16 protein-coding genes are annotated in these 18,795 nt (G+C 38.0%); 13 read left to right on the plus strand and 3 right to left on the minus strand.

Annotated elements, in window-relative coordinates; genetic code table 11:
- Window positions 1-61 precede the first annotated feature (61 nt).
- The 9 genes from HMPREF3106_RS03390 to HMPREF3106_RS03430 all read left to right on the plus strand — a co-directional run bounded on the left by HMPREF3106_RS03390 (window position 62) and on the right by HMPREF3106_RS03430 (window position 11,107).
- Window positions 62-1,690 (plus strand): Ig-like domain-containing protein, encoded by a 1,629-nt coding sequence (locus HMPREF3106_RS03390; RefSeq protein WP_070444416.1) that lies wholly within the window; start codon window positions 62-64, stop codon window positions 1,688-1,690.
- A gap of 345 nt (window positions 1,691-2,035) precedes the next feature.
- The gene (locus HMPREF3106_RS09245) at window positions 2,036-2,392 is read left to right on the plus strand and encodes a helix-turn-helix domain-containing protein (protein ID WP_083281587.1); all 357 of its coding nucleotides are present in this window, start codon (window positions 2,036-2,038) and stop codon (window positions 2,390-2,392) included.
- Window positions 2,393-2,534: 142 nt separating this feature from the next.
- Window positions 2,535-3,554 (plus strand): sugar-binding domain-containing protein, encoded by a 1,020-nt coding sequence (locus HMPREF3106_RS03400; RefSeq protein WP_070444420.1) that lies wholly within the window; start codon window positions 2,535-2,537, stop codon window positions 3,552-3,554.
- A 28-nt stretch (window positions 3,555-3,582) separates the two neighbouring features.
- Window positions 3,583-4,584 (plus strand): type I glyceraldehyde-3-phosphate dehydrogenase, encoded by a 1,002-nt coding sequence (gene gap, locus HMPREF3106_RS03405; RefSeq protein ID WP_070444422.1) that lies wholly within the window; start codon window positions 3,583-3,585, stop codon window positions 4,582-4,584.
- A gap of 125 nt (window positions 4,585-4,709) precedes the next feature.
- On the plus strand, window positions 4,710-5,900 hold the full coding sequence (pgk, locus tag HMPREF3106_RS03410) for a phosphoglycerate kinase (RefSeq protein WP_039849192.1): 1,191 nt from the start codon (window positions 4,710-4,712) through the stop codon (window positions 5,898-5,900).
- A gap of 32 nt (window positions 5,901-5,932) precedes the next feature.
- On the plus strand, window positions 5,933-6,688 hold the full coding sequence (gene tpiA / locus HMPREF3106_RS03415) for a triose-phosphate isomerase (RefSeq protein ID WP_048781543.1): 756 nt from the start codon (window positions 5,933-5,935) through the stop codon (window positions 6,686-6,688).
- Entirely contained in the window at window positions 6,688-8,217 is a 1,530-nt protein-coding gene (gpmI, locus tag HMPREF3106_RS03420; protein ID WP_070444424.1) for a 2,3-bisphosphoglycerate-independent phosphoglycerate mutase, read from the plus strand. Before tpiA ends, gpmI begins: the two co-directional genes overlap by 1 nt.
- Window positions 8,218-8,303: 86 nt before the next feature.
- On the plus strand, window positions 8,304-9,605 hold the full coding sequence (eno, locus tag HMPREF3106_RS03425; RefSeq protein WP_070444426.1) for a phosphopyruvate hydratase: 1,302 nt from the start codon (window positions 8,304-8,306) through the stop codon (window positions 9,603-9,605).
- Window positions 9,606-10,216: 611 nt separating this feature from the next.
- A complete protein-coding gene (locus tag HMPREF3106_RS03430; RefSeq protein ID WP_070444427.1) occupies window positions 10,217-11,107 on the plus strand; it encodes an ROK family protein in 891 nt (296 codons plus the stop codon).
- 620 nt (window positions 11,108-11,727) lie between these two features.
- On the opposite strand, the gene trpS is transcribed toward HMPREF3106_RS03430, so the two are convergent.
- The gene (gene trpS / locus HMPREF3106_RS03435) at window positions 11,728-12,723 is read right to left on the minus strand and encodes a tryptophan--tRNA ligase (RefSeq protein ID WP_070439127.1); all 996 of its coding nucleotides are present in this window, start codon (window positions 12,721-12,723) and stop codon (window positions 11,728-11,730) included.
- Window positions 12,724-13,018: 295 nt separating this feature from the next.
- Between trpS and spxA the strand changes: the two genes are divergently transcribed.
- Complete coding sequence (gene spxA / locus HMPREF3106_RS03440; RefSeq protein WP_005607127.1) at window positions 13,019-13,417, plus strand: transcriptional regulator SpxA; 399 nt, start codon at window positions 13,019-13,021, stop codon at window positions 13,415-13,417.
- A gap of 129 nt (window positions 13,418-13,546) precedes the next feature.
- On the opposite strand, the gene HMPREF3106_RS03445 is transcribed toward spxA, so the two are convergent.
- Both HMPREF3106_RS03445 and HMPREF3106_RS03450 read right to left on the minus strand, forming a co-directional pair.
- The gene (locus HMPREF3106_RS03445; protein ID WP_005607126.1) at window positions 13,547-14,155 is read right to left on the minus strand and encodes a response regulator transcription factor; all 609 of its coding nucleotides are present in this window, start codon (window positions 14,153-14,155) and stop codon (window positions 13,547-13,549) included.
- Entirely contained in the window at window positions 14,148-15,200 is a 1,053-nt protein-coding gene (locus HMPREF3106_RS03450) for a sensor histidine kinase (protein WP_246827514.1), read from the minus strand. The genes HMPREF3106_RS03445 and HMPREF3106_RS03450 overlap by 8 nt, the downstream gene beginning before the upstream one ends.
- Window positions 15,201-15,362: 162 nt before the next feature.
- Here HMPREF3106_RS03450 and HMPREF3106_RS03455 point away from each other — a divergent pair, with 162 nt between their 5' ends.
- Genes HMPREF3106_RS03455 through HMPREF3106_RS03465 form a run of 3 tightly spaced genes read left to right on the plus strand, consistent with a single transcriptional unit; the run spans window position 15,363 to window position 18,512 of the window.
- Window positions 15,363-16,307: an ABC transporter ATP-binding protein gene (locus HMPREF3106_RS03455; protein WP_070444429.1), complete on the plus strand. Its 945-nt coding sequence runs from the start codon at window positions 15,363-15,365 to the stop codon at window positions 16,305-16,307.
- On the plus strand, window positions 16,304-17,368 hold the full coding sequence (locus HMPREF3106_RS03460; protein ID WP_070444431.1) for an ABC transporter permease: 1,065 nt from the start codon (window positions 16,304-16,306) through the stop codon (window positions 17,366-17,368). Before HMPREF3106_RS03455 ends, HMPREF3106_RS03460 begins: the two co-directional genes overlap by 4 nt.
- The gene (locus HMPREF3106_RS03465) at window positions 17,355-18,512 is read left to right on the plus strand and encodes an ABC transporter permease (protein WP_070444433.1); all 1,158 of its coding nucleotides are present in this window, start codon (window positions 17,355-17,357) and stop codon (window positions 18,510-18,512) included. The genes HMPREF3106_RS03460 and HMPREF3106_RS03465 overlap by 14 nt, the downstream gene beginning before the upstream one ends.
- Window positions 18,513-18,795 lie beyond the last annotated feature (283 nt).

Below are 18,795 nucleotides of genomic sequence, written 5' to 3' on the forward strand. Positions count from 1 at the left end.
AGATCTATGTGAATTTTTAGCGTGTTATCTGTGAAAAAAAGTAAGGAGAAAGGGGATAAAAATGATTAAAAACAAGAAGTTAACTGTTCTTTTAATGACATTATTGGTTGCTCTTTTTGTAATATTTCAACAACCTAAAATAGAATCTGCGGTTGTGGATAATGTGATTACAAGAATAGATATACAAAATAGCCAAGGAGAACCTTTAACTCAGGGCGTTGGTTCTTGGGAGAACTTTCGTTTAAATGCAGAGTTTGCATTTAATAATGGTCAAGTACAGCCAGGAGATACTGCAACGATTCAATTGCCTGAAGAGGTAATATTTGTCGGAAAATCATTTGAAATTCGTGATGTGAACGGACAAGTAGTAGCGAATGCAACCATTGACTCTACAAGTAAACAAGCTGTATTAACCTTTACAAACTATGTAACACAGCGTGCAAGTTTCTCAGGGAACTTCACTATGACGGTTCGTATCGACCACAATGTAGCGCGTACAGCACAACAAATTCCTTTAACAGTAACCGTAAACCACACTCCAATGTATTCAGGAGTTGTCAATTATACTGGGATTGCCGGAATGGAACCTCAAGATTTCGCTAAATCTGGTTGGCAAGATCCAAACGATAATAGCAAGTTACATTACATTATATATGTTAACCAAAATTATCTTAATTTTACGGATATAATGATTGGTGATACAATTCAATACGAAAATGCGAAGATTGATAAATCAAGCTTTAGAGTGATATCTGGAACTTGGTATACAGATACAACAGACAATTCTATTCGTCTAGGGTATCAAGAAGACGTAACAGCAAGTTATAGTCCACAGTTTTCAGCAGATGGCAAGTCGTTCACGTTGAGTTTAAAACCATTTAATCCAAACCGTGGTTACTATGTAAAATACGATGTGGATTTACTAGGTGCTCCAGCAAATGGAATGCTTTTAAATAACAACGCTACGATGGAAGATTCGACGGGTTGGAAATCGGTAGCAGATGCTCAAATTGTTTACCAAGAAGATGGTGGTAATGCAAGAAGTAATATTTTCAAAGTGGAATTAACGAAAAAATCAGACACTGGTGAAAAACTACAAGGTGCGGAATTCGGATTATACTATGAAGGAACATTAGTGAAAACCGCAACTTCCGATGCTAACGGCGTTGTAACATTTGATAGTTTAATCAAACCAAAATACACGATTAAAGAAACAAAAGCGCCAGCCGGATATGTTCTCTCCGAGGAAGAGATTACAGTAAACGTAGCAGATGCAGCCAATGGCGTTGTTCATAAAGATGTAGTGAATAAACCAGAAACTACTACTACAACTACTACAACTACTACAACGACTACAGAAGCGCCAACAACTACCACAACTACGACAACAGAAGCACCAACGACAACGACTGAATCTACAACGTCTTCAACGACGACAACGGAGTCTACAACAGAATCTACGACAACAGAAATGCCAACATCTTCATCAACAACAACAGAAACTAGTACGACTGAAGGATCTACTACAGAAACAACAGTGACGCCAAGAGAGTCCACGACTACTTCTGAAGCTGATCTTCCAAAAACTGGAACTTCTGCGACTATTTTTACTACGATTGCAGGTGCTCTTAGCGTATTAGGTGGATTTGCGATTTTAATGAATCGTAAAGACGTAGACGTAAATCGTTAAAAATAAAATATGATTTGTATAAAAGACTGGAATGATTTCCAGTCTTTTTTGTTGAAAAGAGAGCAAAAAAGTATACGAAGAGAGCAACATTACCATATATGGTAATTACCAAATATGGTAATGTTTAAGTGGGAGGGAAAAATATGAAAATAGAACATCAGATTGACCCAAGAACGTTAGAGTTTGTGGATAGTAGACCGTATAAAGAGAAGATAAAAATGCTTGCTGCTCTTAAGCTGTTGGATAAGGAAGGATTAAGTCCTGCGATACTCGAAATGTGGGGGAATAAAACGAAAACTAAATTGAACATTCCAGTTGTATATACTAAAGAGGAGGCTTTAAAAAATGGATCAAAATCTGAAGCGTTCGATAGCAGGCTTGTCATTCGATTGGGAGAACTACGAAAAAGACTTAGATTTAGATTTTACTCTAAAAGAAATGGCAGCAAGGATTACAGAGTTGAGACTTGTGTCCGGACTCTCTCGTACCGAGTTTGCAGAAAAGGTTGGGATAAAACCAGCACATTTGTCACGGTTAGTTTCAGGACACCATAATCCCTCGATTTTATATTTGGAGAAGATAGCTCAAAAAGTCGGAGCCCATTTAGAAATTTCTTTTGTGATGGACGACGGAGAAACCTGCCATGAAAAGATTAACAAGCAAATCGGGACGAAATGTGTCCCTGTGCATCATAGATCTTAACCAATTTGTAATATGCGTATAGTTGCATTTTTATTGTTTTATGGTAAAATATACATGTATTCAGCAATAGACGTTCAAAGATACTAGAAAAAGAGCGGGACGTAATTAGGCCCTGTTAGGAAGCGATTGGAGGAAGGTTTCGATGAATTATCTTAATCTATCTCATTTGTTGGTCCCAGAAAGCAGGGTTGCACTTCAAACGCGTTTTCGTATCTTACAAGCTATTGCAACGTATCAACCCATTGGGCGTAGGGCACTTGCAAAAGTGGTTCAAATGTCTGAGAGAATACTTCGTAATGAATGTGAGGCGATGAAGAAATTAGACCTCATTGAAGTTCAAGGCTCAGGAATGCATCTTACGGAAATTGGCGAATTTATATTAGAACGTTCGGATGATTTAAAAAACAACTTTATTCAGATGAGTCTGGTGGAACATAAGGTGGCTAAAACCTTAGGCGTTCAGTATGTAAAAGTTGTAGATGATCCGGCAAAAACATCTGAGTTGGTACAAGAGATTATGGATGTACTTTTACCGCTTGGAACTTCCATTATTGCCATCACGGGTGGTCAAACGATGGTCCGTGTCAGCGAAGGATTCACAAAAGAGATTTCAGTGAACCGAGACCTAACGATTGTTCCTGCTAGAGGGGGAATGTTTGGATCGATGCTGATTCAGGCGAATAATGTCAGTGAAAAAATGGCAACTGGAATCGGTGCCCATCATGAAGCACTCTTTGTTCCAGAACATGTCCAACAAGCAACTTATACGCCCTTAATGCAAGAACCTTCCGTCGCAAAGACGATAGGTCTCATGAAAAAGGCGGAGTGTTTGTTATATAGCGTTGGAAGTGCTATTATTATGGGAGAGAGACGTGGCCTCTTGGAAGAACAAATGGCTACGTTAAAAGAGAAGAAAGCAATTGGCGAAGCATTCGGTTGTTTCTTCGATGCAGAAGGAAATGTGGTGTTAAAAATTCCACGAGTAGGGCTGCATCTTAGTGATTTATCTACGATTCCACATTCGATTGCCGTTGTGGAAGGCGAAGAGAAGGCAGCTGCTTTAAAAGCATATGCCAAATTAGCTCCGGTAGATCGCACCTGGTTTGTGATTGACAAGGAGACATCAGAGTTGGTTTTGAACGGGGCAACCCGCAAAAAATAAAATAAAAATTCCTAGGAGGAAAAACTATATGACAGTTAAAGTTGGTATTAACGGTTTCGGACGTATCGGTCGTTTAGCATTCCGTCGTATTCAAGATGTGGAAGGATTAGAAGTTGTTGCAATCAATGACTTAACAGACGCTAAGCAATTAGCTCACTTGTTAAAATATGATTCAACTCAAGGACGTTTCAACGGTGAAGTTGAAGTGTTAGATGGTGCTTTCCGCGTAAACGGTAAAGAAGTTAAAGTACTTGCTAACCGTAATCCTGAAGAATTACCATGGGGTGAACTAGGCGTTGATATCGTATTAGAATGTACTGGTTTCTTCACTTCTAAAGAAAAAGCTGAATTACACTTAAAAGGTGGCGCTAAACGCGTTGTTATCTCTGCTCCTGGTGGAAATGACGTTCCTACTGTTGTATTCAACACAAACCACAACATTTTAACAGGTAAAGAAACTGTTATCTCTGGTGCTTCATGTACTACAAACTGCTTAGCTCCAATGGCTAAAGCATTAAACGATAAATTCGGTGTTGTTGAAGGTTTAATGACAACAATCCACGGTTACACTGGTGACCAAAACACTTTAGACGCACCTCACGCAAAAGGTGACTTACGTCGTGCTCGTGCTGCAGCAGTAAACATTGTTCCTAATACAACAGGTGCTGCTAAAGCTATCGGATTAGTAATCCCAGAATTAAACGGAAAATTAGACGGAGCTGCACAACGTGTTCCTGTTCCAACAGGTTCATTAACTGAATTAGTAACAGTTTTAGAAAAACCAGTTACTGCTGAAGAAATCAACGCAGCTATGAAAGAATTAGCAAATGAATCTTACGGTTATACTGAAGATCCAATCGTTTCTTCTGATATCGTAGGTATCACTTATGGTTCATTATTCGATGCAACTCAAACTAAAGTAATGACTGTAGGCGACAAACAATTAGTTAAAACTGTTGCTTGGTACGATAACGAAATGTCATACACTGCACAATTAGTTCGTACTTTAGAATACTTTGCAAAACTATAATTTAAACTATAGATTTGGCTAATCGTATCTATTTTCTCAGGGCGATGGAAGCATTCGCTTCCTCGCCCTGTTTTCATAATGTGAGTAATGCACTCGCTCCAAATAAAAATGTAGGAGGCTATTTTATGGCTAAAAAAATCGTTACAGACTTACAAGTTGAAGGCAAAAAAGTTTTAGTTCGTGTGGACTTTAACGTACCTTTGAAAGATGGCGTGATTACAGACGACAACCGTATCGTTCAAGCATTGCCAACAATCAAATACTTAGTTGACCACAATGCGAAAGTGATTTTATTCTCTCACTTAGGTAAAGTGAAATCAGAAGAAGACAAAGCTAAATTGAGCTTACGTCCAGTTGCAGAACGTTTATCTGAGTTATTAGAAAAACCAGTGACTTTCGTTCCAGAAACTCGTGGAGAAAAGTTAGAAGCTGCTATTAATGCACTTAACGAAGGCGATGTTTTATTATTCGAAAATACTCGTTTCGAAGATTTAGATGGCAAGAAAGAATCTAAAAACGACCCTGAATTAGGTAAATATTGGGCTTCTTTAGGCGACTTATTCGTTAACGATGCATTCGGTACAGCTCACCGTGCGCATGCTTCAAACGTTGGTATTGCTAGCCAATTAGAATCAGCTGCTGGATTCTTGATGGAAAAAGAAATCAAGTTCATCGGTGGTGCAGTAGATAACCCAGAACGTCCATTCGTGGCAATCTTAGGTGGAGCGAAAGTTTCAGACAAGATCGGTGTTATCAACAGCTTATTAGACAAAGCGGATAAAGTTCTTATCGGTGGAGGAATGGCGTACACATTCTTCAAAGCAATGGGACGTGAAGTAGGTCTTTCATTATTAGAATTAGACCGCGTTGAATTAGCAAAAGAAATTATGGAAAAAGCTGGCGACAAATTAGTGTTACCAATCGATAACGTTGTTGCTAAAGAATTCTCTAATGACGCTGTAGCTACAATCGTTGCTTCAGATGCGATTCCAGCAGATCAAGAAGGGTTGGATATCGGACCTAAGACAGTTGAATTATTTGCAAGCTACTTAAAAGATGCAAAAACTGTTGTATGGAATGGACCAATGGGTGTATTCGAATTACCAAACTTTGCTAAAGGAACAATCGGTGTATGTGAAGCGATTGCGAACCTTGAAGGCGCAACTACAATCATCGGTGGTGGGGACTCAGCTGCTGCTGCAATCTCACTAGGCTACGCTGACAAATTCACTCACATTTCAACAGGTGGTGGAGCTTCTCTAGAATATCTAGAAGGTAAAGAACTACCAGGTGTTGCTGCTATCAGTGATAAATAATTTTTAAATATTTAAAAGGAGATGTTGTGTATATGCGTAAACCAATTATTGCCGGAAACTGGAAAATGAATAAAAACCCAAAAGAAACTCAAGCTTTTGTGGAAGCTGTTGTTGGTAAATTACCTTCAGGCGAACGCGTAGAAAGTGCTATCGCTGCTCCTGCAGTTAACTTAGTCACTTTATTAGAATATGCGAAAGGTTCAGAATTAAAAGTAGCTGCTGAAAACTGCTACTTTGAAGATGCTGGTGCTTTCACAGGTGAAACTTCACCTAAAGTATTAGCTGAAATGGGCGTGCACTACGTAGTGATTGGTCACTCAGAACGTCGTGAATACTTCCACGAAACTGACGAAGATATCAACAAAAAAGCACATGCTATTTTCAGAAACGGCTTAACACCAATCATTTGTTGTGGTGAAACATTAGAAACTTACGAAGCAGGAAAAGCTTCTGAATTCGTAGGCGGACAAGTTTCTGCAGCATTGAAAGGTTTATCAAACGAGCAAGTATCATCATTAGTGATTGCTTATGAACCAATCTGGGCTATCGGAACTGGTAAATCAGCATCTCAAGATGACGCTCAAAAAATGTGTAAAGTTGTTCGTGACGTAGTAGCAGCTGACTTCGGTCAAGAAGTTGCTGACAAAGTTCGCGTTCAATACGGTGGATCTGTTAAACCAGAAAACATTGCTGAATACATGGCTTGTCCAGATGTGGACGGAGCTCTTGTAGGTGGAGCAAGCTTACAACCAGATTCATTCTTAGCTTTATTGGAGGCAGTAAAATAATGGCAAAATCACCAGTTGCAATCATTATCTTAGATGGTTTCGGATGGAGACCAGAAGTTGAAGGTAATGCTGTTGCACAAGCAAAAAAACCAAATTTTGATCGTTATTATAACGAATTCCCTCATACAACATTAAAAGCTTCTGGATTAGATGTAGGTCTACCAGATGGCCAAATGGGGAACTCAGAAGTAGGTCATACAAACATCGGTGCTGGACGTATCGTTTACCAAAGCTTAACTCGTATCGACAAAGCGATTTTAGATGGTGAATTCGAATCAAACCCAGCCTTAAACGGTGCATTTAACCACGTAAAAGAAAATGGCTCTGCATTACACTTATTCGGATTATTATCTGATGGTGGGGTACACAGCCACATCAACCATTTATTAGCATTAGTGGAAACAGCTAAAACAAAAGGAATCGACAAAGTGTACATTCATGCCTTCATGGATGGACGTGACGTAGACCCTAAAGCTGGTCCTTCTTACATCAAAACATTAGAAGATAAATTAGCTGAAGTAGGCGTTGGCGAAATCGCAACAGTGTCAGGTCGTTACTATGCAATGGACCGTGACAAACGTTGGGAACGTGTGAAATTAGCTTATGATGCCATTGCTCATAGCGAAGGACCACAATTCGAAAGCGCACAAGCAGTTATCGAAGATAGCTATGCTAAAGACGTTACAGATGAATTCGTTATTCCATCAGTAATCGTTAAAGATGGCAAACCAGTGGCAAAAGTAGAAGACAATGATGCAATCATCTTCTTCAACTTCCGACCTGACCGTGCAATCCAATTATCAAATGCGTTCACTGATAAAGAGTGGACAAACTTTGACCGTGGTGCACGTGCTACAAACGTTAAATTTGTGACAATGACTTTATATAACCCAAGCGTAGATGCAGAAGTTGCATTCCCGCCAATCCCAATGACAAACGTTCTTGGTGAAGTGTTATCTAAAGCAGGCCTTGCACAATTACGTATTGCCGAAACTGAAAAATATCCACACGTAACATTCTTCATGAATGGTGGACGTAACGAAGAATTTCCTGGCGAAAACCGTATTTTAATTCCTTCTCCAAAGGTTGCAACTTACGACTTGAAACCAGAAATGAGTGCTTACGAAGTAGGAGATGCATTATACAACTCAATCATCAATGATGAGAATGATGCTATCATCTTAAACTTCGCTAACCCTGACATGGTAGGACACTCTGGAATGTTAGAACCAACTATCAAAGCGATTGAAGCAGTGGACGAAAACTTAGGTAAAGTTGTTGATGCCATCCTTGAAAAAGGCGGTAGCGCAATTATCTTTGCAGACCACGGTAACTCAGAAACTATGATTACACCAGAAGGAACACCACATACTGCACATACAACAGTGCCAGTACCAGTGATTGTTACGAAGAAAGGTGTTACATTGCGTGAGGGTGGACGTTTAGCAGACGTTGCTCCAACAATGCTTGATCTATTAAATGTTGAAAAACCAGCAGAAATGACTGGAGAAACATTGATCGAAAAATAAAGAAAACCTTAGGAATTCTTGAAAGTCTATAGGTTTTCGATTAAAATAATAACGTACAAAATAAAATTTAAAGGAGTTAATAAATCATGCCATTTATTACAGATGTATTAGCAAGAGAAGTACTAGACTCACGTGGAAACCCAACAATCGAAGTTGAAGTTTACACAGAAAGTGGAGCGTTCGGACGCGGTATGGTTCCTTCAGGAGCTTCAACTGGTGAATACGAAGCAGTTGAATTACGTGACGGCGACAAATCTCGTTACTTAGGAAAAGGAGTTCAAAAAGCAGTTGACAATGTGAACAACATTATCGCTGAAGCTATCTTAGGTTATGATGTTCGTGAGCAAATGGCGATCGATAAATTAATGATCGAATTAGATGGTACTCCAAACAAAGGTAAATTAGGAGCTAACGCAATCTTAGGCGTATCTATCGCTGTAGCACGCGCAGCTGCTGACTACTTAGACCAACCTTTATACCAATACTTAGGCGGATTCAACACTAAAGTATTACCAACACCAATGATGAACATCGTTAACGGTGGATCTCACTCAGATGCTCCAATCGCATTCCAAGAGTTCATGATTTTACCAGTTGGTGCGCCAACATTCAAAGAAGCTTTACGTTGGGGTGCTGAAGTATTCCACGCATTGAAAGCTATCTTACACGACCGTGGTTTAGTAACTGCTGTAGGTGACGAAGGTGGTTTCGCTCCAACATTCGAAGGAACTGAAGATGCTGTAGAAACAATCTTAGCTGCAATCAAAAAAGTAGGTCTAGAACCTGGTAAAGATGTTTACTTAGGATTTGACTGTGCTTCATCTGAATTCTTCAAAGATGGCGTATATGACTACACAATCTTCGAAGGTGAAAAATGTGCTAAACGTACTCCAGCTGAACAAGTTGAATACTTAGCAGAATTAGTTGAAAAATACCCAATCATCACAATCGAAGACGGCTGTGACGAAAACGACTGGGATGGATGGAAATTATTAACTGAACGCTTAGGCGGTAAAGTTCAATTAGTTGGTGACGACTTATTCGTAACTAACACTGAAATCTTATCTCGTGGTATTGAAAAAGGTATTGCAAACTCAATCTTAATCAAAGTAAACCAAATCGGTACTTTAACTGAAACATTCAACGCAATTGAAATGGCTCAAAAAGCTGGTTACACTGCAGTTGTTTCACACCGTTCTGGTGAAACTGAAGATTCAACAATTGCTGACATCGCAGTTGCTACAAACGCTGGACAAATCAAGACTGGTTCATTAAGCCGTACAGACCGTATTGCTAAATACAACCAATTATTACGTATCGAAGATCAATTAGGTGACTTAGCTGTTTACCAAGGTCTATCAGCGTTCTACAACTTAAAAAATAAATAATTCCTAGGAATTACGGAGGGAAAGCAAATTGCTTTCCCTCCTTTTTTTGTGCAAAATTTGAGAGATTCTACCGAAGGTTGAAGGGATAAGAAACAGCGCTTATTTTATAAAGAGTTACTATTTAATGAATGAGTTTGAAAAATGATAACCTGATTGATAGCCGTTTGAATATAGTGGATTTTGTGATGAGGCACCGCCTCGAGCCCAAGGTCTCTCGGTCTTCGAAGCTTCAAAGAGGGAGTAGTGGATGAATCCACAACTCCCTCTAATTCACATTCGATGCTTTTTTCCATCACTCATTCCACTATAACGGCTATCTTCGGTTATCATTTTTCAATGCAATTCAATTATTAGTTTTCTAACATAAGCGCTGTTTCTTATCCTTAGGTGTGAAATAAGACAATTTTTGCGAAGAAAAGAGGGAGGAGTAGAGAGAAGGAGAGAATGTTAGAAAAAGACAGCAAAACGGCTATCAATCAGGTTATCATTTTTTAAAATGTTTTAAGGAGAGCAAAATAGTTATAGTAAACCGCAAGAAAGGATAAGAGCTTTTGGAGATTTCATTGTAAAATAAATTTAGAAACGAAATCAAAATGAATGGAGGGGTTTTGATGAAAGTAGCAGTTGGCGTTGATATTGGGGGAACAAAAGTAGCTGTTGCGTTGATTAATGAGAAGGGAGAAATTGTTAGTCGTTCTCAAAGACCTAGCCAAACTGAGAGTGCAGAAGGTTTGTATCAGGGAGTGGTCCAACTCATTCAAGAGGTACTCGAAGAAAATGATTTACGTATTCAAGATACATACGGTATTGGTGTTGGTTTGCCAGGAAAAGTGGATGTAGAAAATGGAGTAGCTGTTTTCCAAAATAATATTCCGTGGGCAAATTTTCCAGTCGTAGAACGATTAAAACAAACATTCGGCGATATTCCAGTACGCATTGACAATGACGTAAAAGTGGCTGCCTATGCGGAATATCGATTACTTCATTTAAAATCGTCTGACATGTTTGGTTATGTCACTGTATCAACAGGTATTGCAGCGACTAACATTGTCAATAATACGATTTTACGCGGGGAAGGTTTTTCAGGAGAAATTGGGTTTTTAAAAGTTCCGTACTTTGAATGTTTAGAATCGTTAGAGGGAGCTTGTTCAGGTGTGGCTATTGAGCGTACAGGGAGAGAGTTGTATGAAGATGTAGCCTTAACTACAAAAGATGTTTTTGAAAAATGGAGATCTGGAGAAGAAGCGGCAAATAGAATCATAGAGGAGACTGCAAAAGGCCTAGCCAGTGCATTGCATGGAATGGTTTGCCTTCTGGATCCAAAAGTGATTGTATTCGGGGGTAGCGTTTCAAATTACAATCCAGACTTTATTGAATTGATTAAAGAGGAATTAGGAAATCTCTTGCATCACGAACAAAAACATATTTTAGAAAATATAAAAGCCTCCACCATTAAGGGAGACAATGGAATTATTGGAGCGGGACTTCTTGTAGTAGAATAAGCAAACGATAAAAAGTGCTAGGATTTCCTAGCACTTTTTTATTTACCTCTCATTTCGCGGTGTGAGATAAACTATTTTAGTAAATTTATCTCATAGAAAGTCTTTTGATTATCAAAAAAACATCAGTTTATTGAAAGGATAGTGGGGAATCACATTGAATGTGAATTAGGTGGAGTTAGGAATGAATTCCTTACTCCACCTTTGAAGCTTCAAAGGTGAGAGACATAAGGCTCGAACCGGTGTCCCACTATAACTCTTTCAATAATAAAACTGATGTTTTAAAGATAATCAAAAAGAATGCCCGTAAACGTTATAAGGTTTAGGTGCATCCTATCAAGAATTGTTAAATAGCCTACTTCTCTTTGCAATGGGAGATAAACTAAGAAAAGTTCATTTGTACATAAAGAAAAAGAGTCCCTCGGACTTTATAATGACATTAATGGCGGTTGCGACCGATGTGAATTACAGATTCTTGAAGAGAATTCTTCTAGAATCTGTTTGAAGCTCGGTAGGGTTGAGACCGTGGCTCAACCCGGTGTAGCCTTTTAAGTCATTATAATAACGTCCGAGAGGAATCTTTTCTTTTTATTTTAGAAAGTCAGAAGATAACTTTTCTTGGTTTATCTCACTAAGCCTACCGCTTTTTCCATCTTGCGTAGTGTTTTATTCGCTACGTAATTTGCTTTCTTAGCACCCTCATCCAAAATCTCATCTAACTTATCAGATTTCAACAACTCATAATAACGCTCTTGGATGGGTTCCATAACTGCGATAATGGCATCGGCTAATTCTTCTTTAAATTGACCATAACCTACGCCTTTGAAGCGTGACACTAATGATTCAATACTTTCACCAGAGAAAGCAGAGAAGATGGTTAATAGGTTCGATACGCCAGGTTTTTCAACTGGGTCGAATTCAATCACACCACTTGAATCAGTAACGGCGCTCTTAATCTTTTTACGAATCACTGCTGGCTCATCAAGCATGCTGATGTATTCTTTCACGTTAGCGTCTGATTTACTCATTTTCTTTGTAGGTGTTTGAAGACTCATGACACGAGCTCCTGCTTTTGGAATAAAGGGTTCTGGCATCACAAGTAATTGGTTGCCATTTCCATAGCGACTGTTGAAGCGTTCAACGAAGTCACGTGTTAATTCCATATGTTGTTTTTGGTCTTCTCCAACAGGGACCACTTCAGCATTATATAAAACGATATCGGCTACCATTAGCGGAGGGTAGGTTAATAACCCTGCCGAAACGGATTGTTGCTTTTGAGATTTATCTTTGTATTGCGTCATGCGTTCTAATTCACCAACGCCGACATTACATTGTACGATCCATGCGGCTTGTGCATGTGCTGGAACTTCAGATTGAACGAAGATGGTTGATTTTTCAGGATCCAAACCAATCGCAAGGTAAAGTGCTGCAAGCGAACGAGTTTGCTCTTTTAATTTCTTTGGATCTTGTGGAACGGTAATCGCATGTTGGTTTACGATACAGTAAGTACAATCATACTCATCTTGCAGGGCTACGAAGTTTTTCATAGCTCCAATATAGTTCCCAATGGTTGGAATTGCAGAAGGCTGCACGCCAGAGAAAATTCTTTTTTTAGACATAGTAGTGCTCCTTAAAGTTTGTAGTTTTATTATACCTTATTTTGAAGGGATTTTCATGAAAAATAAAAATAATATTTTTCAAGGATTGTGAATACAGTCAAAATCCTAAAGCCTGTTTCTATCAGAATGAAAGCGAGTGAAAACTATTTTGAAAGAATAAAATTTTCATTAATTTTGCAAAAAGTTTGTGAAAATCAAAAATTTTTTCTAAAATCATATAGATTTTTTTTAATATATCATATATAATAATACACGTATTAAAGCCAGAGTATCATATTGAAGGAGGACATAGCGAATGGTTACATTATATACCTCACCAAGTTGTACATCATGTCGTAAAGCTCGAGCTTGGTTAGAAGAGCACAACATTGAGTACACCGAAAGAAACATTTTTTCAGAACCATTAACAATCGATGAAATTAAAAACATCTTGCGTATGACAGAAGATGGCACCGAAGAGATTATTTCAACTCGTTCTAAAGCCTTTCAAGAGTTAAAAATCGATTTAGATGAAGTCCCTTTGAATCAACTATTTTCATTAATCCAAAATAATCCAGGATTACTACGTCGTCCTATTATGTTAGATGAAAAGAGATTCCAAGTAGGATATAACGAAGACGAAATTCGTCGTTTCTTATCAAGAGAAGTACGAGCATATGAATTAGATATGGCTCAACGTTTAGTCAACTTTTAAAGAAAATTAGCCCCGAGAATTCAGGGCTTTTTTTGTGCACAAAATGAATTAGTTATTTGGAAAAAGATGGAAATAATCATTCACTAGCGAACTGCTTGCAAAAAAGGAACTTCAATTTGAAGTTCCTTTTTATAATTCTTTATAGTAATACACAGCCAGTTGTGTACGGTCTCTTAACTCTAACTTTTCGAGTAAAGCGGATAAGTAATTTCTAACGGTTCCTTCGCTGAGATACATTTTCTCAGCGATTTCTTTATTGTTAAAGCCTTCTGCAACTAGATAGAGCAGTTCATTTTCACGTTCGCTTAAATGAGCGCTTGATTTCTTCTCAAATGTTTTCTTCACTGGCATTTCAATCGTTGAATCATAAACAATTTGCCCGTTCATTACAGCTTCGATGGCTGGCAGGATGCCTTTAATATGTTGTTTTAATAAATATCCCTTACAACCAATCGAAAGTGCTTTGGTAATATACTCATCATCTTGGAAGGTTGTTAGGAATAAAATATTTGCTTTTGGAAAATCCTTTAAAATTTCATGTGCTGCCTCAATTCCACTAGTTGGTTCCATACGAATATCCATCAAAACGAGGTCTGGCTGATGAGTAATATATAATTCAACAGCATCACGCCCGTCGTTTCCAGTCCCTACTACTTCAATATGGTCTTGAACAGATAGAATGGTTTCTAAGGCTTGCAAAACTAAAAAGTCATCGTCGATAAGAATCGTTTTAATCATGGTGCTCCTCCTGTTTAGGAATACGGATAAAGATGTCATATCCGTTTGTAGTTTGTAGTGTCATAACTCCTTTATGTTTCTCTACGAGTTCTTTCATCATTGTGAGTCCCATTCCCGGGGTTATATTATGAGTTTTGTTCCCGTTATCTTTATATTGAATCGTATAATAATTGTTCTGTTCTAATAAGAACAATTGAAGTTGATTTCCATTTGAATACTTCATAAAGTTCGTAATCATTTCCTTACAAATGGTAAGGATATCGTATTTCAAACCGATGGGGATCTCATCAGATATTGTGTTTTGATAATTGACTTGCGCCTTCTTCTCAAGGGGATGAAGGATTTCATCCATCTTTTGAGAAAGTAAGAAGGAGTCATCATAAAGGTTATGAATGGTTGAACGGATTTCGTTCATTCCGCTTTGAAGAATTCCTGAAACTTGTTCCAATTTTTTCTCCACAACAGGTTCATTAGTGATAATTTGTAGGGCTTCTAGTTGCATAATCGACGCACTCAGCGTATGTCCAATTTGATCATGCAAGGCATGGGAGATACGGTTACGTTCTTTGAGAGTAGCAACCTCCATTTGTTTTAAAGTTTCCTCTTGGCTAAATTGCTGCCTTTGAAGTAGAATCAATCGTTCATGCTCCAAGTCGTCTTGGATAAGGTGACTCTTTATTCTGAATTTTTTATCATAGCTACTACGCAAAATAAGATATGTTCCAATAACGGTTAGTAGTAATGTTAATAGATTTGGACGTAGTAGAAGGAGAACTCCAGTAAAAATTCCTGGGGGTCCAAACAGTTGAGCGGCATGCATGATGAAAATTGAAATATAAAGTACACACTCAGGAAAGACAATACATAATGCACCAGAAATTACCAAAGCAATGCGTTGTATCCAACTATTTTCAAAAACTTCCATGGATAGAGAGAAAATAAAAATACAAAGTCCTAGAAAGATTGTAAAGACCTCTACTTGTTGTCCCATCAAATACATACTAATCAGAATAAAGAACATTAATTTCTCTAAAAAAGTCCGCAAATCTCTCACCTCCGACGCTCTTTCTTTCAGTGTAGCCCAAATAGGGAGAAATATCTACTCATTTATGACAAATGTAATATGCAACTAACGACATTTGACACTAGTTTGTGACAAGCATGCTGGATATACTAAGAATGTAAAAACAATCAATGAGGTGAAGACATGGAAAACAGTATCCAAGTAAAAAGTCTTGTAAAACGATACAAAGACTTGATGGCATTAAATCATTTTGATATTGAAATTCGTAAAGGAGAGCTGCTAGCGCTTCTTGGACCAAACGGATGTGGAAAGACAACTGCGATTAACAGTATGTTAGGATTTTTAACCTTTGATAGTGGTGAAGTAACGGTTTTAGGAGAAAGCAAGTTTCCGTTATCCAATAAAGTACGACGCGAAATTGGGATTGTTCCACAGGATTTAGCGTATTTAGATAATTTAACAGTAGAAGAAAATATTGATTTCTTCTGCGGATTGTATATTTCAGATGCAAAGCAACGAAAACAATATGTACAAGAGGCAATTGAGTTTGTAGAATTACAAGATTTCCGTAAATTCGTTCCGAAAAAATTGAGTGGAGGGTTGAAACGCCGCTTGAACATCGCATGCGGAATTGTACATAAACCAAGTCTAATTTTCTTTGATGAACCAACAGTAGCGGTAGACACACAAAGTCGTTCATTTATTTTAGAAGGCATTCGCAAGCTCAATGAACAGGGAAGTACGATTATTTACACAACGCACTACTTAGATGAGGTGGACGGGTTAAGTGACCGAATCGTGATTATGGATAAAGGGAAGAGTATTGTTTCAGGTACTTCTCAAGAATTGAAAAAATCTATTGCAACTTCTGAAATTATCCAAGTAGAACTGTCAACAGTTCCAACAGAAGAACAAGTGGCTCGCTTAAAACAAATTCCGCACGTTCTTGTTTTAGAGCAACATAAAGATCATTTGAAATTCAACTTCGAACAAGGAACGAATCACTTGCTTCACGTGGCTAATGCCCTTGAAGAATTGAACTTGAGCTATGTTCGTTTATACAGTGAACAACCAAGTTTAGATGATGTATTCCTTGCATATACAGGGAAAGGACTTCGAGATTCATGAAGACATTCTTAAAATTATTTACTTATTTATCAAAAGACGCTTTAAAAGATTTTTCATTCTCGTTCTGGGTGTTACTTTATCCGATTATCTTGGTTTCACTCTATTTCGTGTCTTTTTCAGGAATTATGAATCAAGATATGGGTACTGTTCGTGTAGCCATGACAACAGATAATCCATACCATTATGTATTCGAACAAGCGGGAGACTATTTTGAAATTATTGATGTTGATTCTCAGGAGGCTGGGAAAGAACTCGTAACAGATGATAAAGCTGACGGATTCGTTGACAATAACTTAGATGTAGTTGTAAGCAAATCGTCGGGGGTTCCTCAAAGTGTTTTGAAAAATGTAGTGACACAAATTAAACAAGTTCAAAGTTTGGGGCAAGGGGCTGCAAGCATTGATTTTAATAAGAGTTGGGTTACTCAGGCAACCAGCGATGTGAGCCAAGGAACGATGTTATTCTATAGTGCACTTGCCAGCTTTACAATGTATTCCGTATTTAGTGGTGTTGTTTGTGCAGCCTATTTAAACGGAAATGTGTCACCGATTGGGCGACGTATTATGGGCAGTCCATTTAGCAAAGGAAAACTCATTATCAATTGCTTTATGATTGGATTATTGCTCAATATCACTTCAAACGCTATTTTACTTGTCTACATGACACAAGTATTGAAAATTGATTTATTCGCAGATTGGGGAGGAAGTCTCCTTCTTATGTTGATGGGAAATGTATTTGGAATTTCAGCTGGTCTTTTGATAGGAACCAATCAAAAACTCACTATGCAAGGGCGTATCATCTTCTCGTTAATGCTAAACCTCGTTCTCTCGGCGCTAGCTGGAATGATGGGAACAGCAATGAAAAGTTTTGCCAATACCTTTATGCCAGGATTTAATCAATTTAATCCCGTCGCATTAATGGTTACTGGATTTTATCAATTAAACCGACTCGTAGGGAGTGCTCATCTAGGCAGAACTTACTTATTGCTTGGTATTTACACACTAGCACTTCTAGGATGTGCATTATGGAGATTAAGGAGAACACGTTATGATAGTCTATAAATATTTTTTAAAACTTGCTTATCGATTAAAATCATATGCGATTATTTTCCTAGTCATCTTTATGGGATTGGGATATTCTCAAGCGTTAGGAAATCAAGAAGTAACAGGATTCCAAGACACAAATTATAAAGTCGTGATTAAAGACGAATCAGAGGGGAATAGCGACATTATCAATGCAATGATTGCTTCTTTGAAAAAAGATCATAAAGTCACTCTGACAACCAATAGCGATAACAGCATGAAAGAAGCAGTTTATGCAAATGATGTGGATGGCGCAATGTGGATTCCATCAGATGTTGATGCAAGAATCAACAAAGGGGAAGAAGCGCTGGATATGGAAATTGGAAATTCTCTTGAAGGGAATTTACTTCGAGAATACGTAAATTCATATATACGCTATGCAGTCGTGTTGAAAAATCAAGGCAATTTCAGTACCGAAAATATGGATAAAATTTTAAAAGAGCAAGCAACAGTGAGTGTGATATCAAAAGATGCAACTGTCAAAGATGCAGATTATTATGCAGAATTTGGTGAAATCTATTTTTCACACACCCCGTTTCTTTACCTTTCAATCTTTATCTTCTTGCTTGGGTTAATCTTTGCCTTACTTGAAAAAGATGAAGTAGCAAAACGAATCATCATCGGCATGAAGAGCGTAAACCGAGTGACATTTGAAAAATTCCTTGGTGGATTAACCGTTGTTGGAATCATCGTAGGAATCAATTTAGCTTTTGTCGCTATCTTAGCGCCAAGCTTCTATGTGAATGCAGCAGCTCCAAAATCTTTAATACTCATGATTTCGATGGCTCTTACAGCCTACGCTTTAGCATTCCTTTGCTCAGTAATTATTGGAGACAACCGTCATGGATATTCTGCCGCAAGTACAGTGATTGGGATGGGATTGTCATTTATCTCAGGAATTTTTGTACCATTAAGTTTACTTAATCCGGTAGCTATTAGTATCGCAAAATTCTTCCCAGTATATTACGTGATTTCAGCTGCAGAAAATCCTTCAACAGATTTTTCAAGTTACGCTTTCAACCTAGGGATGGTACTTTTATTCGGAATATTATATGTTGCATTAGCCTTTAGTATCCAACAGATTCGTACAAGACAATTTGGTCGCAGCCTGAAGAAAGCCTAAGCCTTATAAAAGAAAAAGTATCGTCGTTTCGCGCCCAATTCCATCCTATCGACCCTTCCAAAAATAAGAAATACGAATGAGTTAAATTTACAAATTAGTTTTGGATGGATGCCATAAATTTAGTTGAAAATTTATTTTAAAGAAGATTCCAAAGAAGACTGCGGATTTTATAATCGCAGTAACGGGGAATCGCATCGAATGTGAGGGAGAAAGACAGAAATAGCCTAAATATATTTATGTATTTAGGCTATTTCGTTTTCTTTCCCCCACAAAGTTGAATAGG

It is taken from the genome of Granulicatella sp. HMSC31F03 (genome assembly GCF_001807725.1).
Classification (GTDB): Bacteria; Bacillota; Bacilli; order Lactobacillales; family Aerococcaceae; genus Granulicatella; species Granulicatella adiacens.

Coding starts and splice junctions, on each gene's coding strand:
- HMPREF3106_RS03390 (WP_070444416.1), top strand. CDS start 62: ATGATTAAAAACAAGAAGTTAACTGTTCTTTTAATGACATTATTGGTT.
- HMPREF3106_RS09245 (WP_083281587.1), top strand. CDS start 2,036: ATGGATCAAAATCTGAAGCGTTCGATAGCAGGCTTGTCATTCGATTGG.
- HMPREF3106_RS03400 (WP_070444420.1), top strand. CDS start 2,535: ATGAATTATCTTAATCTATCTCATTTGTTGGTCCCAGAAAGCAGGGTT.
- gap (WP_070444422.1), top strand. CDS start 3,583: ATGACAGTTAAAGTTGGTATTAACGGTTTCGGACGTATCGGTCGTTTA.
- pgk (WP_039849192.1), top strand. CDS start 4,710: ATGGCTAAAAAAATCGTTACAGACTTACAAGTTGAAGGCAAAAAAGTT.
- tpiA (WP_048781543.1), top strand. CDS start 5,933: ATGCGTAAACCAATTATTGCCGGAAACTGGAAAATGAATAAAAACCCA.
- gpmI (WP_070444424.1), top strand. CDS start 6,688: ATGGCAAAATCACCAGTTGCAATCATTATCTTAGATGGTTTCGGATGG.
- eno (WP_070444426.1), top strand. CDS start 8,304: ATGCCATTTATTACAGATGTATTAGCAAGAGAAGTACTAGACTCACGT.
- HMPREF3106_RS03430 (WP_070444427.1), top strand. CDS start 10,217: ATGAAAGTAGCAGTTGGCGTTGATATTGGGGGAACAAAAGTAGCTGTT.
- trpS (WP_070439127.1), bottom strand. CDS start 12,723: ATGTCTAAAAAAAGAATTTTCTCTGGCGTGCAGCCTTCTGCAATTCCA.
- spxA (WP_005607127.1), top strand. CDS start 13,019: ATGGTTACATTATATACCTCACCAAGTTGTACATCATGTCGTAAAGCT.
- HMPREF3106_RS03445 (WP_005607126.1), bottom strand. CDS start 14,155: ATGATTAAAACGATTCTTATCGACGATGACTTTTTAGTTTTGCAAGCC.
- HMPREF3106_RS03455 (WP_070444429.1), top strand. CDS start 15,363: ATGGAAAACAGTATCCAAGTAAAAAGTCTTGTAAAACGATACAAAGAC.
- HMPREF3106_RS03460 (WP_070444431.1), top strand. CDS start 16,304: ATGAAGACATTCTTAAAATTATTTACTTATTTATCAAAAGACGCTTTA.
- HMPREF3106_RS03465 (WP_070444433.1), top strand. CDS start 17,355: ATGATAGTCTATAAATATTTTTTAAAACTTGCTTATCGATTAAAATCA.